Here is a 24775-nt window from a genome sequence, read left to right as displayed (position 1 = left end):
GTTTTTTTGGCACGCAAGCAAAATGTACACCTGTGTCACCAAACGTTGACACAGGTGTACATTTATCCTAATTTTAAGTCACCGAGCCCGATGAAGCCCACTTTGGAGCGCACCACGATGTCCAGCGATCCCTTGCTGCAACCCTATAAAATCAAGAATCTGACCCTCAGAAACCGGATCATGACCACCTCCCATGAACCGGCCTACCCTGTGGACGGCATGCCCAAGGATCTCTACCGCGCCTACCACGTGGAGCGCGCAAAGGCCGGTGTTGCCTTGACCATGACTGCCGGTTCCGCTGCCGTATCCCGAGACAGCCCGCCGGTATTCAACAATGTGCTCGCCTACAAGGATGAAGTGGTCGGATGGTTGAAGGACCTGACCGATGAATGCCACGAACATGGCGCAGCAGTGATGATCCAGTTGACTCACCTGGGCCGCCGTACCCGCTGGGACAAGGCCGATTGGTTACCGGTGGTGTCACCGTCACACCGTCGGGAGGCTTCACACCGCTCTTTCCCGAAGAAAATGGAGGAATGGGACATCGAGCGGATCATCAAGGACTATGTAGACGCCGCGGAGCGCATGAAGGCGGCAGGTCTCGATGGTCTGGAGCTTCAGGCTTACGGGCATTTGATGGATCAGTTCTGGTCGCCGTTGACCAATGACCTCGACGGCCCTTACGGCGGCTCGCTGGAAAATCGCATGCGCTTTACCTTCGACATCCTGCGTGGCATCCGCCAGCGGGTAGGCGAAGATTTTCTGCTGGGAGTTCGTTACACCGGTGATGAAGAATTACCCGGCGGCTTCACTGCCAGTGAGGGCATGCAGGTTTCTCACATGCTCAAGGACAGCGGACTGGTCGACTTCCTGAACGTCGTGCGCGGTCACATCGATACGGATGCAGGGCTGACCGATGTCATCCCGATTCAGGGTATGCGCAACTCACCCCATCTCGACTTCGCTGGCGAGATCCGCTCGTCGACAGGCTTTCCGACTTTCCACGCGGCGAAGATTCCCGATGTCGCCACCGCGCGCTACGCGATCGCCTCGGGCAAAGTGGACATGGTGGGCATGACCCGCGCGCACATGACCGATCCGCACATCGTGCGCAAAATCATCGAGAAGCGCGAAGAAGACATTCGCCCGTGCGTCGGCGCCAACTATTGCCTGGATCGCATCTACCAGGGCGGCGCGGCCTACTGCATCCACAACGCAGCGACGGGGCGGGAAACCACCATGCCTCATGACATTCCCAAAGCCGCAGTCAAGCGCAAGGTGTTGGTGGTCGGTGCCGGCCCTGCTGGGCTGGAAGCGGCGCGGGTCGCCGGTGAGCGCGGCCATGATGTAACGGTGCTTGAGGCGGCTGACCAACCTGGCGGGCAGATTCGTCTGACTGCGTTGAGCGAGCGTCGTCGCGAGATGATCAGCATCATTGATTGGCGAATGGCGCAATGCGAACGGCTGGGGGTGAAGTTTCACTTCAATACCTGGGCCGAAGCCGACACTGTGCAAGCCTTCGAGCCAGACGTGGTTATCGTTGCGACCGGCGGCCTGCCGGATACCGAGGTGCTCAGCAAAGGCAACGAACTCGTGGTTTCAACCTGGGACATCATTTCTGGCGACATCAAGCCCGGTCGCAACGTACTGATCTTCGACGATGCGGGGGATCATGCTGCCCTGCAGGCTGCCGAGGTCATCGCGCAAAGCGGTGCGAGAGTTGAAATCGTCACCCCTGACCGCTCGTTTGCACCTGAAGTCATGGCCATGAACCTGGTGCCCTACATGCGCAGCCTGCAGGATCTGGACGTCACCTTCACCGTGACCTACCGGGTCGATACAGTGGAAAAACGTGATGGCGGGCTCGTTGCAACCTTTGGCAGCGACTATGGACAGGTTCACAAGCAGCGCGTGGTCGATCAGGTGGTCGTCAACCACGGCACCCTTCCGCTGGACGACTTGTACTTCGACCTGCGTCCTCTCTCCACCAATGGCGGCGCGGTAGAACAGCATGACCTGATCGCCGGCACGGCTCAGAACATCGTCACCAATCCCGAAGGACGCTTCCAGCTGTTCCGGATCGGCGACGCCGTGTCTGCTCGCAATACCCATGCAGCCATCTACGACGCTTTGCGCCTGGTGAAAGAAATCTGAATCCGAGCCTCCATTGCTGTTGGAACGGAGGCTCGCCATGAACAAGAGGGAAACCATGTCAGCAGTGACCATTAAATCGAAGGCGGCAGTCGCTTTCGGCCCAGGACAGCCGTTACAGCTGGTGGACATCGATGTCGCACCGCCCAAGGCTGGCGAAGTACGGGTACGAATCGTGGCAACGGGTGTCTGCCACACGGATGCTTTTACCCTGTCGGGCGACGATCCCGAGGGGATCTTTCCCGCCGTGCTGGGTCATGAGGGCGGCGGGATCGTCGAGTCGATCGGCGAAGGCGTGACGTCATTGTCGGTCGGCGACCATGTGATTCCGCTGTACACGGCCGAGTGCCGGCAATGCAAATTCTGTCTGTCGGGCAAGACCAATCTGTGCCAGGCAGTCAGAGCGACGCAGGGCAAGGGCCTGATGCCTGACGGAACATCGCGCTTCTCCTTTCAGGGCCAGCCGGTGTTCCACTATATGGGCTGCTCGACCTTCTCCGAGTACACGGTATTGCCGGAGATCTCCCTGGCGAAAATCCCCAAGGATGCGCCGCTGGAACAGGTGTGCTTGTTGGGTTGTGGCGTGACCACAGGCATTGGTGCCGTACTCAATACTGCCAAGGTCGAGGCTGGGGCAAGCGTTGCGATATTCGGGCTCGGCGGGATCGGGCTGGCGGCCATCATCGGCGCGAAAATGGCCAACGCCGGGCGAGTCATCGCCATTGATATCAACCCGGCCAAGCGGGACGTCGCCCTGTCGCTCGGCGCGACCGACTTCATCAATCCCATGGACTATGCCAAGCCCATCCAGGACGTGATTGTCGAGCTCACCGACGGTGGCGTGGACTATTCGTTTGAATGTGTCGGCAACGTCAAGTTGATGCGAGCTGCTCTGGAGTGCTGCCACAAGGGCTGGGGTGAATCGATCATCATCGGTGTCGCCGGTGCTGGCCAGGAAATCAGCACCCGCCCTTTCCAGCTGGTGACCGGGCGCGTCTGGCGCGGCAGCGCGTTTGGCGGGGTCAAGGGCCGCACGGAGCTTCCCAGCTACGTCGAGAAAGCGAGCACCGGCGAAATTCCGCTGGAAACCTTCATCACCCATAACCTTGGCCTTGAGGACATCAACAAGGCTTTCGAATTGATGCATGCCGGGCAAAGCATTCGCACCGTCATTCATTTCTGACCAAGGCACTGCCGTGATATCGGCCAGCACTCACACCCGCATCACAACCCAAAGGAAATGAAAATGTCTGTTTTTACCCATGTCACTGTCGGTACCAATGACCTTGCCAAAGCACGGACCTTCTATGATGGCGTTCTCAAAGAAATTGGTCTCAACCGTATTGCCGACCTTGATGAATCCGGCTCCATTTGGGGCGTGGATAAACCGTCGTTCTTCGTGCTCAAACCCGCCAATGGCAATCCTGCCAACGTTGGCAATGGCGTGACTGTCAGCTTCGAAGCGCCTAATCGCGCTGCGGTACATGCATTCCACGAAACCGCACTCGCGGCTGGTGGCATCTGTGAAGGCCAACCGGGTTCGCGTAACTGGGCTGAAAATGCCTATGCCGCTTACGCTCGGGACCTTGATGGCAACAAACTGGCTGTCTACTGCTTCAAGGCCGAATAATCGCAACCGGCTGACGTCTACTGCAGTGAAGACCCTTCAGCAGGCCTTCACTGCATATCTCTTGCCCTGGCTACATTCCCCGCCGCGCAACCTCAGCGCCTGCCTTCACTGCCTGCCCCACAATGGACTCGATGTTTTGATCGGCCATCGACTGCAGCGCTGCTGCCGTCACGCCACGGTAAGCCATCAATGACTCAATCATTTGCCGCGGATCGCGACTGGCAAGCATCTGGCCGCCCCCCACTACTACGCCTTGTGCAGCGCGCTGCGCGATAACAAGAGGAATTCCCGCAGCCACCGCCTGATTAGTCAGTGCCATTTGCAACATTGCAGGGAAGGCCGGCCCAGTCCCGGACAACGCGCTGAGGTAATCAATACAGTCTTCATCAGGCACTTCGTCCGCCGAACCTACGCACTCGAACAGCCGCTGCACCCACTGGCGGTCGTGTTCAACAAGGCTTCCAGCACAGTACCAGGGCGTGAACGACTGCCTGATTTCCACGGCCGCATTCGGCATGGCCCGCACTATTACATCCGCACCGGTTGCCGCGCTGATGGCTGCCGCCGGAACTCCGGCCATCAGAGAAATCACTACCTTGCCGCGGGCGTTGATCAGCAGTTCGCGAAACTGCTCCGGCCGGATAGACAGCACGACAATATCGCTGAGGTCCACCAACTGTTGGTTGTCGGCCAGCAGTCTCACGCCAGGCTCGAAGGTACTGACGCCGGAGCGGTTCGAGATCAACAAACGGTCAGGCTCGATGAACCCGCTATCGAGCACCGCCTCGGCGATTGCGCGCCCGAGCCAGCCTGTGCCTCCGATGATGCCCAGAGTTCTATTCTCCATCGGCAGGGGACTCCTCGAATGTTTCGACCAAGGGAACGAAAACGCCAGGTTCTTTTTCCGCGTAGCCAAACTTTCCATAAAAGCGGTCCAGCTCGCGCCGCTTCGGTACTTTGCCGGTGAACACGCTCACGTACTGAGGAATCCGTCGAAATCGTACGACGATATCTTCATTGGTTTTCATGGAGATGTAGCCGATCTGCGTGAGGTAGATCGTCCTGGCCCGAACATCGGCCCCCTCGCCGTCGTAGCCAAACCGTCGGAACATCGCGGCCAAGGCATTCATCCGTGCCTCATCGGCCAGAGCGATTTCAGCAGTGACCTCGTCCGATTGCAGCGCCCAACTGCGCACGGCAAATTCGAATTGCGAGTCGAACAGCTCAGGGTTCACCCAACACTCGAAGACGTTGAGAATCGCTTCGGAAATACTTTCTGCGTAACTCTCGCATTGGCTGACCATACCGCCGGTGTTCTTGTCCCGCCATCGAGCCAGGAGTGCCGCGAGCAGCTGTTCCCGATCTTCATAGAACCAGTAAAAGCTGGTACGAGACAAATTCAAGCGTTTGGCCAGCGGCATCACCCGCACAGCATCCACACCCGACTCTTTAAGAGCATCGTAAGCGGCGTCCAGCCAGCCATCGACGGAGCCTCGCCAGCCTGCGTCCTGCGCTTTGGTTTTCGCCCTTCCTGTCTGTGACATTCGGGTTGCACCTATATTTGAAAATTCTTCTCCACTGTACACCCCACGACCTGTCACGTACACGGCATGTACACGGGCGTACATTTTCGAGACGCTCATTCGCCAATCTACTGACCAAGCCATCAATGGATCCACTGAAAGGTTTGTGCTTGGATTTAATTTGACAAAACGGGGTTAAATTTACGTTAATGGATCCACTAATTAACAACAAATAGCCTTGGAGAATCTCCATGTACCCCAAGAACACTTGGTATGTCGCCTGCACGCCCGATGAAATCAACGACAAACCACTGGGTCGCCAGATCTGTGGTGAGAAGATGGTTTTTTATCGCGGGCACGAAGGCAAGGTGGCGGCTGTCGAGGATTTTTGCCCCCATCGCGGCGCACCACTGTCCCTCGGTTATGTGGAAAACGGCAATCTGGTGTGCGGCTATCACGGCCTGGTGATGGGGTGCGACGGCAAGACCGTGGAAATGCCTGGGCAACGGGTTCGCGGCTTTCCATGCAACAAGACATTCGCCGTGGTTGAACGCTATGGCTTTATCTGGGTCTGGCCCGGTGATCAGGCGTTGGCCGATCCGACGCTGATCCAACACCTGGAATGGGCGGTCAGCGATGAGTGGGCCTATGGCGGTGGCCTGTTCCACATTCAGTGCGACTACCGCCTGATGATCGACAACCTGATGGACCTGACTCATGAAACCTACGTTCATGCGTCCAGCATCGGCCAAAAGGAAATTGACGAAGCGCCGCCGCTGACCACGGTCGAAGGTGACGAAGTGGTTACCGCCCGCCATATGGAAAACATCATGGCGCCATCCTTCTGGCGCATGGCCCTGCGCGGGAACAATCTGGCTGACGATGTGCCGGTGGACCGCTGGCAGATCTGTCGCTTCACCCCGCCCAGCCATGTGCTGATTGAAGTCGGTGTGGCCCATGCCGGCAAAGGCGGTTATCACGCCGACCCGCAGTTCAAGGCGTCGAGCATCGTCGTCGACTTCATCACACCGGAAACCGAAACCTCGATCTGGTACTTCTGGGGCATGGCGCGCAACTTCAACCCGCAGGATGAAGCCTTGACCGCGAGCATTCGCGAAGGTCAGGGCAAGATTTTCAGTGAGGACCTGGAGATGCTCGAACGCCAGCAACAGAACCTGCTTCGCCATCCCCAGCGCAACTTGCTCAAGCTCAATATCGACGCCGGCGGCGTGCAGTCACGCCGCGTCCTGGAGCGCTTGATCGCCCATGAACAAGTGCCGCAGGAATCGCTTATCGCCTCAGCCAGCTAAAACGCTGCAAGCACGCAACCCTCCTCCCAAAATGCCGTGCCTCGTCACGGCATGAACCCCGTGAACAATAACCGGAAGTGACCATGTCGCTGGTAACCCTCCGAGGATCGAACATGATCGAAGTGCTGGTGGTATCCCGCAATAACGAAGCCCAGGACATCTGCAGCTACGAGTTGGCCAGTGTCGATGATCGACCGCTGCCGGCCTTCAGCGCCGGAGCCCATATCGACGTGCATTTGCCTGACGGCTTGATCCGGCAATATTCCCTGTGCAATCACCCTGAGGAGCGCCATCGCTACCTGATCGGCGTGCTCAAGGACCCGACCTCTCGGGGCGGCTCACTGGCCATGCACGAGCAGATCCATCCTGGCACGCACCTGACAATCAGTGAGCCGCGCAACTTGTTTCCGTTGGCCCATGAAGCCAGGCGCAGCCTGCTCTTCGCCGGCGGCATCGGCATTACCCCAATCCTCTGCATGGCCGAACGCCTGACCCACAGCGGCGCGGATTTCGAACTGCATTACTGCGCCCGTTCTCGGGAGCGCGCAGCCTTTGTCGAACGCTTGCAGCACTCGCCTTTTGCCGACCGGGTGTTCCTGCATTTCGATCAGGAGCCCGAGACTGCACTGGATGCAGCCAAGGTATTGGCCGCGCCTCAGAACGACGTCCATTTATATGTGTGTGGCCCCGGCGGCTTTATGCAACACGTGTTGGACACGGCCAAGGCCGAAGGCTGGCAGGAACAATGCCTGCATCGCGAGTACTTCGCCGCCACCCCCATCGACACTGGCGCCGATGGCAGTTTCTCGATCAAGATCGCCAGCAGTGGTCAGGTCTTCGAGGTACCGGGCGACAAAAGCGTGGTGCAGGTCCTGCAAAATCAGGGCATCGAGGTCGCCATTTCCTGCGAACAGGGCATTTGTGGCACCTGCCTGACGCGGGTTCTGGAGGGCGTGCCGGAGCATCGAGACCTGTTCCTCACCGAGGATGAACAGGCCTGCAACGACCAGTTCACCCCTTGCTGCTCGCGTTCGAAAACGCCGCTGCTGGTGCTGGATATCTAGGGCGCCGCGTCTATTCCGAGCGGAGAATGACCTTCATCCGCTCGTCAGCCGCCGCTGAGCCGAAGATCTCGGCGTAACGCAACGTGGCGTTGGCGTGCTCACGCATGATCGCTTCGGCACGCGCGCCCTGGCGGTTGACCAAGGCATCGAACACCGAATGGTGTTGCATGTGGGCGTAGTTGAAGCGTCGGTATTCCCGGACCATGTCGTTGCGGTCCACTGCCAGGGCTGTCACCGAAGCGAAGGGCAAATGATCGTTGCGCGCCAATGCGTCGGCAATTGCCGGGTTATGGCTGCCTTCGACGATCACCTCATGAAATCGCATGTTGAGGTCGTGATAGACCTCCAGGTCCTCTACGGTTACGTAGCCCTTGTCGAACAGCTGATCACCCTGCAACAGGCACAGCTCAAGGGTCGCACGGGCTTCGTCCGACAACCCTCGCTCGGCGGTCTGACGCGCCGCAAGGCCTTCGAGTACACCCCGCACTTCAACCGCACCGGCAATGTCATTCGGACTGACCGAACGCACCTGAAATCCGCGACCGCCAAAGCGCACCAGTAAGCCTTCTTGCTCCAGCGTGCGGAACGCCATGCGTACCGGCATCCGCGAGACACCAAACAGCTCCGCGGTGGGAATTTCCATCAAGCGCTCGCCAGCCGCCAGCTCGCCCGAGGCGATCATCTTGCGCAACGCGACCAGTACCGTTTGACCGGGCTTACTCATCCAGGCAACTTCCAGAAAGGTGGGCCTGCATAGTAACGCAAGGTTCAGGCAGCACACTCACATCAGAAAGGCCGCGGTGTCCTGCCTCAGCCTTGATACGCCGGGTTCTCGATCAGCAGCCTCGCCGGTTGAGCCGGTCGCCGTCCAGTTCCAGCACCTGCGCCACGGCCCGCTACCAAACGGCGATATGGGAATCGGCCCGCGGCTCGGTGCCGCCGCACAGCACACCGGTGTCCGGGTCACGGATGATGATCTGCCCTCGGCCATAGTTGATCAGGTCGCAATCAACCTGAATCTGGTGTCCGCGCCGTGCCAGCGAAGCGGCCAAGTCCCGAGACGCCCCGTGTTCGATACCGACCTTCATATCCCCCAGCCATTGCCACCGCGGAGCGTCCAGCGCGGCTTGGGGGTTGAGACCAAAATCCACCAGATTCATGACCATCTGAACATGGCCTTGGGGCTGCATGTAGCCTCCCATGACGCCGAACGGCCCCACCGGTGCGTCGCCTTTACTGAGGAAACCGGGAATGATGGTGTGAAAGGTTTTTTTGCCCGGTGCCAGGCAGTTGGCATGGTCGGGGTCAAGACTGAATTCCTGTCCGCGGTTCTGCAAGGCGATGCCGCTGTCTGGCAATACCACACCGGAACCAAAGCCGTGGTAGTTGCTCTGGATGAAGGACACCATATTGCCCTCCGCATCCGCCGTGGCCAGATACACCGTACCGCTGGCGTGGGGATCGCCAGGATTAGGTTCACCCGCCTGATCAGTGATTTGTTCGCGACGTTGGCTGCTATAGGCATCGCTGAGAAGGTCAGCCACGGCCACACGCATGTACAGCGGATCAGTGATGTAATGCAGGCCGTCGCTGTAGGCCAGCTTCATGGCTTCCAACTGACGATGCCAGGTCCGCTGGCTGTCCCGGTGATCGAAGTCGTAGCCCTGAAGGATTTTCAGGGTCATCAAGGCCACCAGTCCTTGCCCGCTTGGGGGGATTTCCCAGACGTCGTAGCCGCGGTAGTTGATGCTGATCGGATCCACCCATTGGGCGCGATAGTCCTGCAGATCGCTGGCTCGCAGGTAGCCGCCAGTGGCGCGGGAATGGGCATCCAGACGCTGAGACAGATCACCGCGATAGAGGCTTTCGCAAGCGCTGTCCGCCAGTTCTTCCAGCGTTCGGGCTTGCGCCGGGTTGCGGAATAACTCACCGGCCTTTGGCGCACGGCCTTCAATCAGGAACGTGTCGAACCAGGCGTCGAGCACTGGGTCTCGATGAGGGCTGAACTCATCCAGAGCAGTCTGCCATTGTTGGGCGACCACCGGTGATAGTGGAAAGCCATCCCTCGCCAGACTGATGGCGGGCTGCAGCAATTCGGCAAAGGGCAGCTTGCCGAACCGTTTAGACAACTCTGCCCAGGCCGATGGGCAACCAGGCACCGTTACTGGAGTCCAGCCATAAAGCGGCATCTGCTCGTGACCACAAGCCTTGACGGCATCGATAGTCAGCGCTGCCGGCGCATGGCCGTTGCCGTTGAGTCCATGCAATTGGCCTTTGCTCCAAACCAAGGCAAAGGCGTCGCCGCCCAAGCCGCAGCCGGTGGGCTCAACCACCGTCAAAGCCGCCGCCGTGGCGATCGCGGCATCAATGGCATTACCGCCGTTGCGCATGATCTCGATTCCAGCCTCGGCGGCCAATGGCTGGGAAGCCGCGACCATGCCACGGCGCGCAAACACGCTCTGACGTTGCGACGGATAGGGGTATTCGTGGGCAGAAAATTTCAACATGGCAAAAATTCTTCCAAACAAAGATTCATTGGCCGCAGGTGTCCGGTTCCACTGCCGGGTGAAAAAGACCCGACTGAGAGGGTCACAGCACGCGGCTGAGAAAGGCCTGGGTTCGCGGGTGTGTCGGTCGACTGAAGATCTGCTCCGGCGGCCCCTGTTCGATCAGTTCGCCCTGATCGAGGACCACCACGCGGTCAGCAACTTCTCGGGCAAAACCCATTTCATGGGTGACCACCACCATGGTCATGCCGTCATCGGCCAACTGCTTCATCACCTGCAGCACCTCGCCGACGGTTTCCGGATCCAGGGCGCTGGTGGGCTCGTCGAACAGCATGGCTTGGGGCTTCATCGCCAGCGCCCGAGCGATTGCCACGCGCTGCTGCTGCCCACCGGACAACATCGACGGGTAATGCATGGCCTTGTCCGCCAGACCGACCCGGGCGAGCAAGGCCCGAGCCTGTTCCAACGCTTCGGCGCGTGGCACGCCGAGCACCTGGATCGGTGCCTCAATGATGTTTTCCAGCGCGGTCATGTGGGGGAACAGATTGAAACGTTGAAAGACCATGCCGATGTCCCGACGCTGGCGAGCGATGTTGCGCTCGGAGTCGCGCACCAGGCTGCCGTCGGCGCGCTCGCGGTAACCCATGGAGCGACCGTTGACGCGAATGCGCCCACCCTGAATGTCTTCCAGCAGATTGATGCAACGAATGAAGGTGGTCTTGCCTGAACCCGATGCACCGATCAATACCACCACTTCACCGCGCCGCACCTGCAAGGAAATCCCCTTGAGAATCTCCAGGTCACCGAAGGACTTATGAATGTCCAGGGCTTCGATTATCAGTTCTTCACTTTTGTGCGCCATGCTTAACGCCCCCTCAGCAATTTGAGCGTGCCGCGGCCGAACATACGACTACCAGCCGCTGGCGGTGCGGGTCGATCGGACTGTCCGAAACGCGCTTCCAACCAACGCTGGAAGAAACCCCAGAGGGTGGTCAGCAGCAGGAAATAAATCGCCACCACCAAGTACAGTTCAAACACCCGGAATGTCGCCGACGTGACCATTTGCGTGCTCAGCAGCAACTCCTGCACGCCAATCACGCTGACCAGGGTCGTATTCTTGAGCATCACGTTGAACTCGTTGCCCAACGGCGGAACGATGACCCGGAACGCCTGAGGCAGAACGATTCGCCGCATCAGTTTGGCGAAGGTCATGCCCAGCGAACGCCCAGCCTCGTACTGACCCTTGTCCACGGCACCGATGCCCGCACGGATGATCTCGGCCATGTAGGCGCCTTCGTTCAGGCCCAGGGAGATGATCGCTGCCTGGATGTTGCCTGGCACCACCAAGCCAAACAGCTCCACGTCCTCGAAACGGAAGATCCCGCCGGCTGCCAATGCGGTGTAGAGAAAGACGATCTGCACCAGCAGTGGCGTGCCACGCATCAGCCACACGTAAAACCGAACAGGCAAGTTGAGTAGTGGGTTGCGCGACAGACGCATCAGCGCCGCCGCCAGCCCCAGCACACAGCCCAACGCCATCGCCAGCACGCTGATCAGACAGGTCAGCCAGAGTCCGGTGAGGTACACCCCGCTGGGCTGCAACAGGTATTGCCAGAACACATCCCAATTGAAATTCATCGAGCGTTCGCCTCAGTCGAGTGTGTCGCTGGAAACATGCCATTTGCTTAGCAACTGCACGTAACTGCCGTCGCTACGCATGTCACTGATGACCTGTTGTACCGCTGCAGTGAGCTGCGGATCATCCTTGCGAATTCCCAAGCCAGTGAGGATCCGGCTGAACGCTGGCACTCCTTCCTCGAACAGATCGGGCGCCATGGCGGCGTAGTAACCGGCGGTTTCCACGGTGGTACCGTAAGCGTCTACCTGACTGATGCGCAGCGCCTGAAAGGCGTCGGTGTCACTGTTGTAAACCACCAGCTTCATTGGGGTCTTGCCAGCCTTGGTCAGCTTTTCGTTTTCGGCGTCCAGCAAGGTTTTGATTGTGGAGCCATTGAGCACTGCCACCTTGTGCCCGGACAGTCCATCCAGGGTTTTGATGCCCTTGGGATTCCCTTTGGGAACTACCACTGACTGGCTGGAATACATGTAGTTGACGATGTCGATCACCTCCCGCCGTTCGGGCTTGTCGAACAGCTGATCAACGATCATGTCGCACTGCTGGGCGAGCAATGCCGGCAGCAACCCGGAGAAAGGAATGACCCGCCATTGCACCGGTTTGCTTCCCAGCCGCTTGGCGATTTCCAATCCCAGATCGACCGTCAGTCCCCTGGGTTTTTGCGCCTCATCGAAAGACACCAAGGGCGGTGAATCCATGCCCGAGCAATAAGTGAGTTTGTCGGCCTTTTGCAGTCGCTCCGGCACCTGGGGCGCGGCAACCGCCCACTGTGCACAGAGCCCGAGGGATACAGCGGCAAGTAACATATGGCGTTTATGCATGACGAGACACTCCAGTTGTTTAGTAACGGGGCAGTACTCAAAGTCAAAACACTGTCGGGTTTAAGCCCGATTCTATTTTTCCGATTGCAGAAACTGGATCAGCGCCGGCACCGTGCCCTCGATGTGCTCGCGCACCACTGCCTCGGCCCGGTCGACATCGCCTGAGCGAATGGCGTCAAGGATCACCGCGTGTTCCTGGCGAGCGCTCAAGGGTTTTTCGCTGTGTTGCAGCCACAGCCGCATCGGCGCCTCGATCAGCGAATACAGCGCCGAGATCTGCTTCATCAACCGAGGACGGCCGCTGAGGCTGCACAGGTATTCATGGAAGGCACGATGAAGCCTGACCCACTCGGCGCTTTCGTCACGGTAGTCATCCATCTCGTCCAGCATGCGTTCCAGAGCCGCGAGCTGACGCTCGCCGATCTTGGCCACGGCCACGCGGATGGCCAGGCCCTCGAGGGCACTGCGCATCTCGAAGACTTCGTGTAATTCGTCGAAATCCAGGCCACTGACAATGGCCCCACGGTTAGGCCTCAGGGTGACCAGGCCTTGGGCATCGAGACGGCGAAAGGCTTCGCGCACCGGCATCCGGCTCATGCCGATTTCGCCGGCAATGTCCTCAGCGATCAGACGGTCGCCTTTGCGGTAACGACCGCCACAGATCGCTTCCAGCAGAAAGTTGTAAGCCTCCTCCTCGGCGGTCAGGGGCTGACGTTCAACGTAGGTGGGAGCGAATTGCATAAAGTCACCTTTTGCAGTTTTGTATCCAATTATCCATGTATTCAAAAAAGCAGAAAACGTGCCAGTCTGCTTAGAACTGCCTCAAGTTCTTAATTGGAAAGGAGTTTTGACTTAAAAACCGGTGATCTTTAGATCGGCGTGATACTTGCCGTGTGCTACGAAATGGCCCAGCGCGCCCCAAATGGGTGAATAACGGTATCCAGGTAACAATTCATTTCGCCTCCGAAGTCTTTCGTTCCCACGAAAGAGTGCACTACAGAAATTAGCGCTTTAAAAATTTTACTCGATTAAGTATTTTGCATGAATGATTGGGCGACATCCGCCCCCCTTATTCATAGCGACAAGGATTTCCCGTGAGCGGACTACGTGAACGTCAGAAAGTCGAACGACGCCAGGCCATCAGCAAGGCAGCGATCGAACTGTTTGAGCGCCAGGGTTTCCAGAACACCACCATCGAACAGATCGCCAACCAGGCTGGGGTGTCGGCGCCCACCGTGTTCAAGTACTTCGGTAACAAACAGGAAATCATTCTGGAAATCCTGCACGACGCCGACCAGCGCGCACTCAAGGACACCCGCAGCCAGATCCCTGACATTGAGGATCCGGTCGACGCCATGTGTTACCTGGAACGACGGCTGACCGGTTACGCACTGGAGGTCATGCACCCCAGCCTCTGGCGTGAACTATTGCCACTGATATTGTTTGGCGGCGACAACGGGTTGCCCGAAGGCTATCGCGCCATGAACGATGCGCTCAGGGCTGAAATCAGTGGGTTGCTGAGAGAATTGCAGCAGGCCGGAAAACTTCGCGCCGACCTCAACGTCGACTTGGCCGCTTTCCTGTTGAACGACTATTCACACCTGCAGTTGTTCAGGCTGGTCAACCAGGAGCAACCGGATGTCGAGGCCCACTCCGCTCAGGTAAGGCATATCACTGAGCTGCTGTTTTACGGCATGCGGGCCTGAGAAAACACACAGCTGCAATCACCTCGCGAGGTGTTTGGCTGAACACCAAACATCAGAGGGCTGATTACTAAATCGAACGGCGGACCGGTATGAAAAAAGACTATTTGGGCAGTTCTACGATGGAGAGTTCTCGCCTGGTGCTGGGCGGCAATGTCTTTGGCTGGACCGTCAACGAACACGATTCGCTGAAGCTACTCGACGCTGCGTTTGAGCTCGGCATCAACACCTTTGATACCGCAGACGCCTATTCCATCTGGGCCAGTGGTAATAGCGGCGGCGAGTCGGAAGCCATCATTGGCAAATGGCTGAGTCAGAACAGTCACCGACGCAGTGAAGTGAAGATTATCACCAAGGTCGGGGCCGAACTCTCGCCTCATCAGCACGGGCTCTCGAAAGGCAGAATCCTGCAAGCCGTGGATGACTCGCTACGTCGACTGCGAACCGATTACATCGATTTGTACTTCTCCCACTATCCGGATTTCTCGACAGCACACGAGGAAACCCTGGAGACTTACAGCACGTTGATCGCCTGCGGCAAGGTTCGCTCGATCGGCGCATCCAACTACACCCTGGAAGATCTACAGGCCGCCAAATCCTCTGCCGATCGCCACGCCCTGCCCCATTACGCCTCCCTTCAGGTGGAGTACAACCTCTATGATCGCCATGACTTCGAACAGCAGTTGCGTTCTTTTTCCCTGGCCGAGGGCTGCGAGGTCCTGACTTACTTCAGCCTGGCCTCGGGTTTCCTCAGTGGCAAATACAAAGACCTGAATGACCTGACTCATAGTGCTCGCCGCGACGACCTGGAAAAGTATTTCGATGAGCGCGGCATGCGCATTTTGCACGTTCTGCATCAGGTGGCGCAGGAACAGCAGGTCTCACCTGCGGAAATCGCCTTGGCCTGGGTCATGCACCAACCCGGTATTACCTCTGCCGTTGCGAGTGCCACCAACCTGGAGCAACTGAATAGCCTGGCGCGTTCGACGCAGCTGGATCTGGATGCTCAATCCCTTGAGCGACTGGACCTCGCCAGTCTCCTTTGAGACTGGCTGTGCGCGATAGCCCAGACACGTGGCTGGCATGATCAGCCAGAAAACCGAGTACCACTCATCTTAGGTCTTGAAACGCTCCAGCAAACGTCCTTGCTCAGTGGCCTGCCCACTGACATCGGCGATCTCCTGCGCCGATTTACCCGCGCTGACCGTCATGTCCTCGCTGAGCTGCCGGATGCGACCGACCGAACTGTTGATCTGCTCCGACACCGCGCTCTGTTCTTCGGCTGCGCTGGCAATCTGGACGTTCATCTGAGCCACCCGACCTATGCCTTCACCGACGCCGTACAGCGATTCGACTAACGCTCCAAACAGCGCCGCCAGTTCCTGGCCAAGATTCTGATTCAGAGTCATCGAATGCACTACGACGACGGTATCCTGCTGCAGGTCTTCGATAATCAAGCGCGTTTCCTGAATCGAGTCCTGAATACGGCTGGACAGGTTGCGTACCTCATCGGCCACCACGGCGAACCCTCTACCATATTCACCGGCCCGTGCAGCCTCGATCGCTGCGTTGAGCGCCAGCAGGTTGGTCTGTTCGGCGATGTCGCGGATGATGTTGAGGACGCCGCCGATTTTTTCACTCTTGAGGGATAGCTGCGTGACCTGACGGTTGGCGTTGGCCAGGTCCTCGCCTTGACGGGCAACTATCTGGGTGGTTCTTTCGATCAGTCCGGTGCCGTCGTCGATGGTCTGCAAAATAGTCCCCGTCGCTTCCGATGCCGATGCGGTATTGCGAGCAATCTCCTGCGCCGAAAGGTTCATCTGGTACATAGCCGTCGCGACCTGATCGATATCCTGGCGTTGGCGCTCCATGGTTTGCAAGTTGTCGGTGCTGCCTTGGGCAGATCTGGCCGCCGCCGCCCGCAACTCTGTCATCGAGCCCTTTAGCCGGGTGACGATAGGCTGCAACACATCAAGAAAAGCGTTTAGTCCGCTCGCCACGCCGCCCAGTTCGTCGGCACGGGCATAGTCCAGGCGCTTGACCAGATCGCCTTCGCCACGCGCCAGATCGTCGGCCATCAGCGACATTGCCCGCAGTGGTCGTACGATGTTCAGGGACGCGAGCCAGATCACCACCAGTCCAAAAACCATCAGCGCCAAGCCTATCAGCACCTCCTTTTGCACTGCCGCGAGCAGGTGCTCATTCATCGCTTCGTGCAACTTAAGCAGCGGTGCGAACAACTGCTCCGAGGGGACCTTGACGACAATACGCCAGGGCTCAGCCCCGGGAATGGGTGAGAAAGTCTGATTGACGAGCAAATCCTGCAGCGGTCGTGATTGTCCTGGCAATAATGCGGAAGACTCCACGCCAGGTTCCTTGAATTGACCGCCCAGTGCATCCTTGTCCAGCGTATTGCCAGCAACCAGTCCAGAGGCGCTGACAATCCACACGTCCCCGCCCTGCCCCGGCAAGCCTGTTTTGGCAGCCAGGACCACGGCCTGAATCTGGCTTAACTGAATGTCGATACCCAGCACCGCCACCACGCGACCGTGATCAATCACTGGTAGGGTCAGTGAGGTCATGAGAATCGGACTGCCGGAGGCATCATCAAGATAGGGATTCAGCAGACAAGGTTGCGTCGTTCGTAGCGGACAGTCATACCAGGTGCGGGACGCCTTGCCGTCGGCCATGGGCTTGTCGTCGACAATGCTTTTTTCTTGCACCGTGACCTGCTCCAACTGCCCGCCGCTCATGCGAAACCAGACCGGTGCAAAACGCCCCAGCTCGTTGCTGCCCAGTTCGCTCTGCCCGGCAAAGCGCGCGTCCTGCCCGTCGAAAGCGTTGGGCACGAAGGCGACATAAGTGCTGATAAACGCCGGATGGGCTTGCAAGCTGGCCTGCAACTGTCCGGTGATGTAGGCCCGGGCGTGCTCTGGTGTCAGCGCCCCACTACGGCTCAGCGACATGATTCGCATGACCTCCGCTGATGAGGCCTCACCGACGCGCAGGGCATCGCGGAAAAACACCTGGACGCCAGAGGACTGGAAACGAACGGACTCGGCCACACGCTCCTCGATAGCTTGGGTCATGCTGGTAGAGGTCAGCCCCTCGGCGCGCTGACTCAAGCCACTCATTTCCTTGATTGCGGTGCCGATCAGGGCCAAGGCCAGCAGTGTCAGGCATAGCCCGACCAGTACAATAATTCTGGCTCGTAAAGTGACAAACATGGCGCGTCTCCTGTGCCGAGCGTCCACACAAAAAAATGGCGACATGCCTGTCGCCGATCAGAAGAAGAGCCCGTCACACCCCGCTGCGCTGCCTGTCATCCACACGCGTCCGACCGGCGATGCGCGCCAGCGACAAGGGTTAACAGAGGCAGTACTCAACAGCAGAAGTGAATCTCGGGCATTAATAGAAGCGGTAACAGCGAATCACCACCTGGCTTGCGTTGGGGTAATGCACCAGGCCGATAAAGCTTGCGCGGGTGAGCCAGTCCAGGCGCCCCTTGGGCACTTGAAACACCGGCGTGCAGGTGCAGTGGTACTCCGACTCAGGAATCGGCCACTGGCCTTGACGCTCCAGCTGACGACCGTATTCGGTCATGTTCAGCAGACCGACGTTACGGATGTTGATCAACTCTCCCTCGTCAGTGCGCAAGCTGTAGCGTGCGTCCAGTTGACCGACGCCGTCAGGGCGCAGTAGGAAGAAATCCTCGCCCCCGACCAGCACCTGACCTTTGAAGTCCAGCCCTTCGAAATCACCCCCGAGAACAGGGTAGTTGCAACGCATTCCTTCGACGCTCTCCCCCAGCATCTGCCCAGGGCCGATATCGACGCGCAGGGTCAGCACCCGTTGCAGGTGAGGCTCCGCGCCCATCAACTCCACTGGTTCAGACATGGCAAACACTCCTGTCGAGCCCGGCAAAAAAACGCCGGGCCACGATGATCATTGATTGGTCTTGATGCTGGTCCAGGTACGAGTGCGGATCCGCTCCACGGCTGGCGGCATGGGCTGTAAAGCGAACAGGGTTTTGCGCGCTTCGTCCGGTACATACATGTTGGGGTTATTACGAATGTCGGCGTTCACCAGCGCGGTAGCATCCTTGTTCGGGTTGGGGTAACCGATCTTGTTGCTGATCCGGGCGATCACATCCGGGCGCAGGATGTAATTGATGAACTCGTGGGCCTCCTTGGTGTGCGGGGCGTTAGTCGGCACCATCATTACATCTGACCACATCGGCGCACCTTCCTTGGGTAACGCCATTGCCACCCGAACACCTTTGCCGGCGGCATCGGCCAGTTGTTTGGCCAGCGCCACGCCGCCCGACCATCCCACGGCGACGCAGATGTCACCGTTAGCCAAGTCCATGCCGTAGCGTGACGAATTGAAGTAGGTGACGTAAGGGCGAATTTTCATCATCGCCGCCTGAGCCTGCGGATAGTCCTCGCGCTTCTGGCTGTTGGGATCGAGGCCCTTGTAGTGCAAAGCAATGGGCACGATCTCGTTGGCTGCATCGAGGAAACCGACACCGCAACTGGCCAGCTTGGCGAGGTTCTCTTCCTTGAAGATCATGTCCCAGGTGTTCATTTGCACATTGGCGCCCAGAACCTGCTGAACCTTGTCGACGTTGTAGCCAATCAGCGTGGTGCCCCACAGGTACGGTGCAGCGTAGCGGTTGCCCGTATCACCCACTGTTTCCAGGGATTTCATGAACTCGGGGTCCAGATGCTGCCAGTTCGGCAGCTGGCTGCGGTCCAGAGGTTGGACGGCACCCGCCTTGATCAGGTGGCTCAGGTTGGCGCTGCCGGGGTAGACCACATCATAGCCAGAGTTGCCGGTGAGCAATTTTGACTCCAGCGTCTCGACGCTGTCGAACACGTCGTAGATTGGACGTATCCCGGTTTCCTCCTGGAAGCTCTTGAGGATCTCCGGTGGCAAGTATTCGATCCAGTTGTAGATCCGCACCGTGCGCTCTTCAGCCAGGGAAACGCCTGCCGTCAGCAACGACAGCGCAACGGACAACAGGGTGTTGCGTACATTTTTGTTCATGGTGGAAACACTCCTACGCGGCCGCGACGGCTCGCGACACTTAATAGCGGTAGGTGAAGTACAGTTCCAGCGCGCTGAATTTCTGATCATCGCCGAACACTTGCTTGGCAGCGGCCAGCGGCTTGACCCAGTTATAGGACAGCGACGTATAGAACGACGGAGTCGGCGTCCAGTCGAGGAAAACCACGCTCTCATCGGCAAAGCGCCGATCACTGACGGGGGCGCCCATGTAGTTCTTCTCGTCCAGCCAGAACTGATAGTGAATCGCACCGAGGGTCAGGGTTGGGTTCAGGTGAGTTTTGAGTGAGAACTGCTGAACGTTTTCGTTGCTGTTGAACAACAGGTAGTTACCGACGATGTCCCCTACCAGCCAGGTGCTCCAGTCGATGAAGCCTTTGCTCAGAGGGTCCCAGGCTTTCTGACGGTTGTCGGTGAGGTTGTCATCGCCGGAAAAACTGGCGTAGCGATAGCCGATGACCGGCGTCAGGGGCAAGGTATTGAAGGTATAGTCCGCCTGACCATACCAAGCCTTGGCATCGTAATCGACGCCCTCGCCGCTGCCTTTCTCCAGCGCGTATTCGGCGTTGAGCGTCAGGGCGGAAACCCCCGGTACCTTGGCATTGAGTGCCCTTACGTTGTACACCAGCATCCCGTCCCGGAATCGAGGGGCCGTGCTGCCCTTGGGGCCCAGCGCATCGACCTTCATCGCCATGGCGCCCAGCGTCACCTGGTCGTCGAGGTTGTAATCCAGGTTGGCGCCCGTCATGCGGAAGTCGCCCAGATCGTCGTCGGTTCGCAAGCTGAAAGCCTGAGCCTTCAACGCGCCATGATCCCAGGCCAGGAGGGCCGAATCCTTGAAGGCGGTTCTTGGGCCAAGCCAGTAGGCGCCGTCATCGAATTGGTCAAGGTTGCCGTCCATGACGATGAAGCCAGTACCGATCATGTAGTTCTGGCGCCCGGCAGTCAGCGTCCATTCCCCGGCGCGGAAACCTCCGTAGAGTTCTTCAGCGGCCACATCACCATCAGAGCTGCGCGTAAAGCCGCCGGCATCGCCATCGCCAAAGGTGGTCGCCGCCACCAGCGAGCCGCCGGCCAGCAGGCTAAAGTCAGGCTGCAGCGAATAGTCCAGTTTGATACCTGGCTTGACGTAGAACTCCTGCCAGTCGATTTTCGTGCCGCCATTTTTGCCGCTGCGCACATCGACGCGACCATTGCCAAAGTTGACGTTGCGAGTGGAAATGGTCGCCCCCCCGGCGCTGAAGTTGACCTCACCCTTGAGGTTGCCGTCCTCGAAGGTGTAGCCCGCCAACGCAACGTGGGTGGTCAGGGGTAAGCCGAACGCTAAGAGCGCTCGAGAGAAACGCGTCATCGAAACCATATGAAGCTCCTGTGTGATTATTGTTGTTACAGGGCAGTGAAATGGCGGCGCAGAGCGCCGCCAACACCTGGCCGAGCCAGGCGAATAGGACGCAAACTTCTTGTATTTATGGGGCGTTTCAGTGGCTGAGGTGCGCAGCAAGGGCACGCAGCATGCGCACGCTGTCAGCATCGAACTGGCTGACGGCGTCGGTCAGCGATGACTGCTTGACGATCACCACACCGGACGGCTTATCGACAAACAGGTATTGGCCGTGAATACCACCCGCCATGATCGCCTGGCTGTGGTCGTTGAAGACGTACCACTGACTGCGGTAGGAAGCGCCGGGGGTCCATTGGGAGAAGTCGGAGTCTTGGGCGTAGATCGCCGGATCGGCGCCAGCGAAGAGGCGTGCGACCGTCTCGGTCGATAGCAGCTGCAGTCCATCCTGGCGACCATCGTTGGCCAGCAGGCGGCCGAAACGCGCCATGTCACGCAAGGTGGCGCTGAACCCGGCACCGGCGACGCTGCGCCCCCAGGGGTCGGCCATAAAGTAGCCGTCACGCTCACACCCCAACTGGTTCCAGATTTCTTGCATCAACTGATCGCAGGCCTTGCCCGAGGCGCGCTCCATGACCCAGGCCAGGGCTTCGGTGGTGGCGGTCACGTAGTGAAAAAAGCCGCCGTGGGTACCGCGTTTTTTTAGAGACGGCAGGTACTGGTACAGCGACTCGAATTGGGCGTACTGCGCAGGTGCAGGCTGAAAACCGCAGGCATAGCCGTATTGCGAACTCTCCGAGTTGGGGTCGTCATAGACCTCGCTGTACTCGATGCCCACGGCCATGTCGAACAGCTGGCGTACGGTGGCATCACCAAACGCGCTGCCCACCAATTCAGGCACGTAAAACGCTGCGGGCAACGTTGGGTTGAGTACACCGTCACCGACCAGTTGCTCACCGAGGGTGCCGATCAGTGACTTGGTCACCGAGAACATGATGTGCCGGTCTCGGGGCCGCTGGCCGTTGAAGTAGCGCTCGAACAACACGGTGTCGCCCTGCATCACCAAAAAGGCATCGGTCTGACTGGCCACCAGGTGGTCGATGACGCTGACCCCCAGACCACACTCACTGTCGAAGTGCAGCTCATCCAGCGCTTGTGGAGACTCTTGTAAAGTACTGACCGGCCCGGAACCCGCCTGCACATCAATGGAGGGACGCAGGCGCGCCAGATTACGGAAACCCCACTGGTTGAACGGTGGGCGCATCCAGTTGTTCCAGGTGACGCGGCGTTGCGGCTCTGCCGGGAAGCCCTGCATAAGCAAAGGCGCCTGGCGCGCGTAGAATGACGATCCATTAGTCTCGACGTAATGACTGGCCAGTGAAGGCACGGTGTTCTGACTCATCGGGTTGACCCTGAAAATGACTCTGCGTGAGAGCAGATGCAGGAAAATAATTACCCGATATTATTCTTTAGTCAATAAAACATTTATCCGGATTAACATATTTTGTGATTGCTGCGCTTTTGCGAGCACCCGAGTCGATCCACTGGCAGGAAAGGCTCAGATTTCACAAAAAAAAGCGCGGCGCACGAAGTACTTCATGCGCCGCGCTGCTGGAGATCAACTCAGCGATATACCGTTACGGGTTCACCGACGACGTCCCGATTGATCGTGATGCCCAATCCTGGGGTCTGCGGGGCACGGATACGGCCATCCACCACGGGAATGTCGACGTGCGCCGTGATCGGTGGATACATATCGCGCGTATCAAGCACGCAGCGCAGATTTCGGTGTGGGATAGATTGCCCGAGGTGAGTCAGCGCAGCGAACGCTACCTGTGAACCAGCGGTCTCCTGGACGCTCATCGTCAAGCCGGAGGTCATGCACATGTCGCGCAGACGTCGGGCTCTGGTCAGGCCGCCATGTTTGGAGACTTTCAAGCCAATACCGTCCGCAGCCTTCTCGCTGATCAGTTGCATCACCGAAGCTTCATCTGTCGCCAGCTCGTCCATGATCAGCGGCACATTGGTTCGCTGGCGCAGGGACATGTGCTCAGCCCAGGTGGCGCATGGCGCCTCAAGCACGAAGTCCAGCCCGGATGGCAGCAGCTTCAGCATGCGCAATGCATGTTCTACCGTCAGGCCACCGTTGCAATCAACGATGAAGTACTCCTCGGGACGGGCATCGGCAAGGGATGCCTCAATGCGCGCGGCATCCAGCGCGGGCCCACCCTCCTCCGGTGTCGCGCCGACCTTCACCGAATGCCCCAGGTATCCTTGCTTACGAGTCTGAGCAACTCGACGTCGCATGTCTTCAGGATCGCCGGCATAGGTGGAGTCGATAATCGGCATGGACAGTCCTGTACTGCCCCCCAGCAGTTCACAAACCGGCATCCCGACCGCTTTGCCCAGAATGTCCCAGCAGGCCACATCAATCGCAGCTTTCGCATGAAGGTGGCCCATCAAGGTGCTGTCCATGAGATCGTTGATACGGTCAACCTGACGGGGATCCCGGCCAATAAGCAGGTCCGCCATTTCGGCGATACCCGCTCTCACACCCAGGGCGTGCGCTGCAATATAGTTTGGGCCAAAAGGCGTCGACTCGCCCCAGCCTTCAAGACCAGTGTCTGTGCGAATACACACTATCGTGGAGTCAAAACTTGTGTAAGTACGGCCGCCTGACAGCTTATAAACGCCGCCAGCATAGGGTAGATCGACTTGATAAACTTCAATTTCAATGATCTTCACAAACACTCTCCTGTGGTGGCACCAATACCAGTTTTCCCGCATAACGCTTTTCTATGAAGTCATTCTGTGCCTTGGCAATGTCGGACAATGGATAACTGTTGCTGACAAAGGGACGAATACGACCGTGTTCAATATGACTGATCAACTCCTCGAAAACTGCATCCTCCTGGAAAGTGCAGCCATGAAATGTGAGGTCTTTCAAGTAAAGCGTTCTTAGATCCAGTTCGACGATTGGGCCAGCAATAGCACCCGAAACAGCGTAGCGACCACCCCGCTTGAGCACTTGCAAGAGTGCGGGCCAGTCTTTCCCGCCCACCAGATCCAGCACCACGGAGACGCTATTTTCACCCAGCGCCTCAACTAAGTTTGCGTCTCGATGAATAACGCGATCGGCGCCCAGAGACAGAATTTGATCCGCCTTGCTTGCGCTGGTAATCGCAATTACCTCGGCGCCGCGGCATTTTGCCAACTGGACCGCAGCCGATCCCACACCGCCGCTTGCACCGGTGATCAGTACTTTGTCAGCACCATTGACGGCTGCACGCTGGAGTAAAAGTTCGGCGGTTGAATAGGCACATGGGATAGAAGCTAACTCGATATCGCTCCAATCACTGTTCACCGGCCAGGTGTCCGCTGCCGGCGCAACTGTAAACTGCGCAAAAGCCCCATTGCAGTCCGAACCGTAAGTCCAGCACTCGAACGGCCGATTCTCAACAGGGGCTCGCAGCATGTTCCGTACCAGTACCCGCTGACCGATTCGAGAATCGTCCACCCCTTGGCCAACCGCAACAATGCGCCCGCAGCAATCGGCGCCCTGGATCAGCGGAAATTTGAGCGGAACACCAGACCAGGATGCGTCCTCAGTGTCGATCTGAGCGAATCCGGAAGCGCCACCCGAATTTGTATCGCCGGTTATTTGTTTGGAGTACCAACCAATACGCGTGTTGATGTCAGTGTTGTTGACTCCAGCAGCGCCAACTTTTATCAAGACTTCGCCGACACCAGGGCGAGGCACTGACACATCTGTTCGATACTCCAGTTGCTCTGTACCCCCATGCCCCTTCAGAAGCACAGCGTGCATGGTCTTGGGTAATGTAAACGTCATTCGGCTCTCCTAGTCGTTTGAGGGTTATGCAACCTGTCTTCGATTTTTATTTGTCGTCGGATTTGCCAATAGATTGTTTGCTGCGCGCGCAAACGAAAAAGCTTCACTGGCGTTAATTTTTTCTTATTCATTAGGCGCTTAAACTCTGTGTATTCAACGCCTTAAGTGATACCA

22 protein-coding genes and 1 pseudogene are annotated in these 24775 nt (G+C 58.3%); 7 read left to right on the top strand and 16 right to left on the bottom strand.

Going from position 1 to position 24775, the window contains the following annotated elements; translation table 11 throughout:
* Positions 1-117: 117 nt before the first annotated feature.
* The 3 genes from EI969_RS07615 (at position 118) to EI969_RS07605 (ending at position 3781) form a co-directional block, all read left to right on the top strand.
* A complete protein-coding gene (locus EI969_RS07615; RefSeq protein ID WP_160386908.1) occupies positions 118-2154 on the top strand; it encodes an NADH:flavin oxidoreductase in 2037 nt (678 codons plus the stop codon).
* Between the two features lie 55 nt (positions 2155-2209).
* Positions 2210-3334, top strand: a complete 1125-nt coding sequence (locus tag EI969_RS07610) for an S-(hydroxymethyl)glutathione dehydrogenase/class III alcohol dehydrogenase (RefSeq protein ID WP_160386994.1) — start codon at positions 2210-2212, stop codon at positions 3332-3334.
* Between the two features lie 63 nt (positions 3335-3397).
* Complete coding sequence (locus tag EI969_RS07605; protein ID WP_160386907.1) at positions 3398-3781, top strand: VOC family protein; 384 nt, start codon at positions 3398-3400, stop codon at positions 3779-3781.
* Positions 3782-3851: 70 nt separating this feature from the next.
* On the opposite strand, the gene EI969_RS07600 is transcribed toward EI969_RS07605, so the two are convergent.
* Together EI969_RS07600 and EI969_RS07595 are read right to left on the bottom strand one after the other, a co-directional pair.
* The gene (locus tag EI969_RS07600) at positions 3852-4628 is read right to left on the bottom strand and encodes a pyrroline-5-carboxylate reductase (RefSeq protein WP_160386906.1); all 777 of its coding nucleotides are present in this window, start codon (positions 4626-4628) and stop codon (positions 3852-3854) included.
* On the bottom strand, positions 4618-5325 hold the full coding sequence (locus tag EI969_RS07595) for a TetR/AcrR family transcriptional regulator (protein WP_160386905.1): 708 nt from the start codon (positions 5323-5325) through the stop codon (positions 4618-4620). Before EI969_RS07595 ends, EI969_RS07600 begins: the two co-directional genes overlap by 11 nt.
* Before the next feature lie 230 nt (positions 5326-5555).
* Here EI969_RS07595 and EI969_RS07590 point away from each other — a divergent pair, with 230 nt between their 5' ends.
* Together EI969_RS07590 and EI969_RS07585 are read left to right on the top strand one after the other, a co-directional pair.
* A complete protein-coding gene (locus EI969_RS07590; protein ID WP_160386904.1) occupies positions 5556-6614 on the top strand; it encodes an aromatic ring-hydroxylating dioxygenase subunit alpha in 1059 nt (352 codons plus the stop codon).
* A 113-nt stretch (positions 6615-6727) separates the two neighbouring features.
* On the top strand, positions 6728-7678 hold the full coding sequence (locus EI969_RS07585) for a PDR/VanB family oxidoreductase (protein ID WP_160386903.1): 951 nt from the start codon (positions 6728-6730) through the stop codon (positions 7676-7678).
* Positions 7679-7688: 10 nt separating this feature from the next.
* Here EI969_RS07585 and EI969_RS07580 read toward each other — a convergent pair whose 3' ends face one another.
* From EI969_RS07580 to EI969_RS07555, 6 genes are all read right to left on the bottom strand, one after another.
* Positions 7689-8402 (bottom strand): GntR family transcriptional regulator, encoded by a 714-nt coding sequence (locus EI969_RS07580; RefSeq protein WP_160386902.1) that lies wholly within the window; start codon positions 8400-8402, stop codon positions 7689-7691.
* Between the two features lie 172 nt (positions 8403-8574).
* The gene (locus tag EI969_RS07575) at positions 8575-10185 is read right to left on the bottom strand and encodes a gamma-glutamyltransferase family protein (protein ID WP_160386901.1); all 1611 of its coding nucleotides are present in this window, start codon (positions 10183-10185) and stop codon (positions 8575-8577) included.
* A gap of 82 nt (positions 10186-10267) precedes the next feature.
* Complete coding sequence (locus EI969_RS07570) at positions 10268-11047, bottom strand: amino acid ABC transporter ATP-binding protein (protein ID WP_084320064.1); 780 nt, start codon at positions 11045-11047, stop codon at positions 10268-10270.
* Positions 11048-11049: 2 nt separating this feature from the next.
* Positions 11050-11823, bottom strand: a complete 774-nt coding sequence (locus tag EI969_RS07565) for an amino acid ABC transporter permease (RefSeq protein ID WP_160386900.1) — start codon at positions 11821-11823, stop codon at positions 11050-11052.
* A gap of 12 nt (positions 11824-11835) precedes the next feature.
* Complete coding sequence (locus EI969_RS07560; protein ID WP_160386899.1) at positions 11836-12642, bottom strand: ABC transporter substrate-binding protein; 807 nt, start codon at positions 12640-12642, stop codon at positions 11836-11838.
* 72 nt (positions 12643-12714) lie between these two features.
* Positions 12715-13383, bottom strand: coding sequence for a GntR family transcriptional regulator (locus EI969_RS07555; protein ID WP_160386898.1), 669 nt, complete (start codon positions 13381-13383; stop codon positions 12715-12717).
* A gap of 353 nt (positions 13384-13736) precedes the next feature.
* On the opposite strand from EI969_RS07555, the gene EI969_RS07550 reads away from it, so the two are divergent.
* Positions 13737-14348, top strand: coding sequence for a TetR/AcrR family transcriptional regulator (locus tag EI969_RS07550; protein ID WP_160386897.1), 612 nt, complete (start codon positions 13737-13739; stop codon positions 14346-14348).
* Positions 14349-14437: 89 nt separating this feature from the next.
* A complete protein-coding gene (locus EI969_RS07545; protein ID WP_160386896.1) occupies positions 14438-15391 on the top strand; it encodes an aldo/keto reductase in 954 nt (317 codons plus the stop codon).
* A gap of 69 nt (positions 15392-15460) precedes the next feature.
* Here the strand turns inward: EI969_RS07545 and EI969_RS30940 are convergent, their stop codons facing one another.
* The 8 genes and pseudogenes from EI969_RS30940 to EI969_RS07510 all read right to left on the bottom strand — a co-directional run bounded on the left by EI969_RS30940 (position 15461) and on the right by EI969_RS07510 (position 24601).
* Positions 15461-16216 (bottom strand): methyl-accepting chemotaxis protein, encoded by a 756-nt coding sequence (locus tag EI969_RS30940; protein WP_371925892.1) that lies wholly within the window; start codon positions 16214-16216, stop codon positions 15461-15463.
* A 102-nt stretch (positions 16217-16318) separates the two neighbouring features.
* A pseudogene (locus EI969_RS30935) lies at positions 16319-17311 on the bottom strand (HAMP domain-containing protein); the annotation flags it as partial.
* A gap of 442 nt (positions 17312-17753) precedes the next feature.
* Positions 17754-18242: a DUF3237 domain-containing protein gene (locus EI969_RS07535; protein WP_160386894.1), complete on the bottom strand. Its 489-nt coding sequence runs from the start codon at positions 18240-18242 to the stop codon at positions 17754-17756.
* 48 nt (positions 18243-18290) lie between these two features.
* Complete coding sequence (locus tag EI969_RS07530) at positions 18291-19394, bottom strand: polyamine ABC transporter substrate-binding protein (RefSeq protein ID WP_160386893.1); 1104 nt, start codon at positions 19392-19394, stop codon at positions 18291-18293.
* A 40-nt stretch (positions 19395-19434) separates the two neighbouring features.
* A complete protein-coding gene (locus tag EI969_RS07525) occupies positions 19435-20772 on the bottom strand; it encodes an alginate export family protein (protein ID WP_160386892.1) in 1338 nt (445 codons plus the stop codon).
* 118 nt (positions 20773-20890) lie between these two features.
* The gene (locus EI969_RS07520) at positions 20891-22153 is read right to left on the bottom strand and encodes a serine hydrolase (protein WP_160386891.1); all 1263 of its coding nucleotides are present in this window, start codon (positions 22151-22153) and stop codon (positions 20891-20893) included.
* A 221-nt stretch (positions 22154-22374) separates the two neighbouring features.
* The gene (locus EI969_RS07515) at positions 22375-23496 is read right to left on the bottom strand and encodes a mandelate racemase/muconate lactonizing enzyme family protein (RefSeq protein WP_371925885.1); all 1122 of its coding nucleotides are present in this window, start codon (positions 23494-23496) and stop codon (positions 22375-22377) included.
* Positions 23483-24601, bottom strand: coding sequence for an alcohol dehydrogenase family protein (locus EI969_RS07510; protein WP_256678266.1), 1119 nt, complete (start codon positions 24599-24601; stop codon positions 23483-23485). The genes EI969_RS07515 and EI969_RS07510 overlap by 14 nt, the downstream gene beginning before the upstream one ends.
* Positions 24602-24775 lie beyond the last annotated feature (174 nt).

Source organism: Pseudomonas sp. PB101, from assembly GCF_009764265.1.
Lineage (GTDB): Bacteria > Pseudomonadota > Gammaproteobacteria > Pseudomonadales > Pseudomonadaceae > Aquipseudomonas.
This window is presented reverse-complemented; position numbering and strand designations above follow the sequence as displayed.

What these genes read in the sequence shown, in the direction of transcription:
- EI969_RS07615 (WP_160386908.1), top strand. Translation starts at nt 118, where the DNA reads ATGTCCAGCGATCCCTTGCTGCAACCCTATAAAATCAAGAATCTGACC.
- EI969_RS07610 (WP_160386994.1), top strand. Translation starts at nt 2,210, where the DNA reads ATGTCAGCAGTGACCATTAAATCGAAGGCGGCAGTCGCTTTCGGCCCA.
- EI969_RS07605 (WP_160386907.1), top strand. Translation starts at nt 3,398, where the DNA reads ATGTCTGTTTTTACCCATGTCACTGTCGGTACCAATGACCTTGCCAAA.
- EI969_RS07600 (WP_160386906.1), bottom strand. Translation starts at nt 4,628, where the DNA reads ATGGAGAATAGAACTCTGGGCATCATCGGAGGCACAGGCTGGCTCGGG.
- EI969_RS07595 (WP_160386905.1), bottom strand. Translation starts at nt 5,325, where the DNA reads ATGTCACAGACAGGAAGGGCGAAAACCAAAGCGCAGGACGCAGGCTGG.
- EI969_RS07590 (WP_160386904.1), top strand. Translation starts at nt 5,556, where the DNA reads ATGTACCCCAAGAACACTTGGTATGTCGCCTGCACGCCCGATGAAATC.
- EI969_RS07585 (WP_160386903.1), top strand. Translation starts at nt 6,728, where the DNA reads ATGATCGAAGTGCTGGTGGTATCCCGCAATAACGAAGCCCAGGACATC.
- EI969_RS07580 (WP_160386902.1), bottom strand. Translation starts at nt 8,402, where the DNA reads ATGAGTAAGCCCGGTCAAACGGTACTGGTCGCGTTGCGCAAGATGATC.
- EI969_RS07575 (WP_160386901.1), bottom strand. Translation starts at nt 10,185, where the DNA reads ATGTTGAAATTTTCTGCCCACGAATACCCCTATCCGTCGCAACGTCAG.
- EI969_RS07570 (WP_084320064.1), bottom strand. Translation starts at nt 11,047, where the DNA reads ATGGCGCACAAAAGTGAAGAACTGATAATCGAAGCCCTGGACATTCAT.
- EI969_RS07565 (WP_160386900.1), bottom strand. Translation starts at nt 11,823, where the DNA reads ATGAATTTCAATTGGGATGTGTTCTGGCAATACCTGTTGCAGCCCAGC.
- EI969_RS07560 (WP_160386899.1), bottom strand. Translation starts at nt 12,642, where the DNA reads ATGCATAAACGCCATATGTTACTTGCCGCTGTATCCCTCGGGCTCTGT.
- EI969_RS07555 (WP_160386898.1), bottom strand. Translation starts at nt 13,383, where the DNA reads ATGCAATTCGCTCCCACCTACGTTGAACGTCAGCCCCTGACCGCCGAG.
- EI969_RS07545 (WP_160386896.1), top strand. Translation starts at nt 14,438, where the DNA reads ATGAAAAAAGACTATTTGGGCAGTTCTACGATGGAGAGTTCTCGCCTG.
- EI969_RS30940 (WP_371925892.1), bottom strand. Translation starts at nt 16,216, where the DNA reads ATGGAGCGCCAACGCCAGGATATCGATCAGGTCGCGACGGCTATGTAC.
- EI969_RS07535 (WP_160386894.1), bottom strand. Translation starts at nt 18,242, where the DNA reads ATGTCTGAACCAGTGGAGTTGATGGGCGCGGAGCCTCACCTGCAACGG.
- EI969_RS07530 (WP_160386893.1), bottom strand. Translation starts at nt 19,394, where the DNA reads ATGAACAAAAATGTACGCAACACCCTGTTGTCCGTTGCGCTGTCGTTG.
- EI969_RS07525 (WP_160386892.1), bottom strand. Translation starts at nt 20,772, where the DNA reads ATGGTTTCGATGACGCGTTTCTCTCGAGCGCTCTTAGCGTTCGGCTTA.
- EI969_RS07520 (WP_160386891.1), bottom strand. Translation starts at nt 22,153, where the DNA reads ATGAGTCAGAACACCGTGCCTTCACTGGCCAGTCATTACGTCGAGACT.
- EI969_RS07510 (WP_256678266.1), bottom strand. Translation starts at nt 24,601, where the DNA reads ATGACGTTTACATTACCCAAGACCATGCACGCTGTGCTTCTGAAGGGG.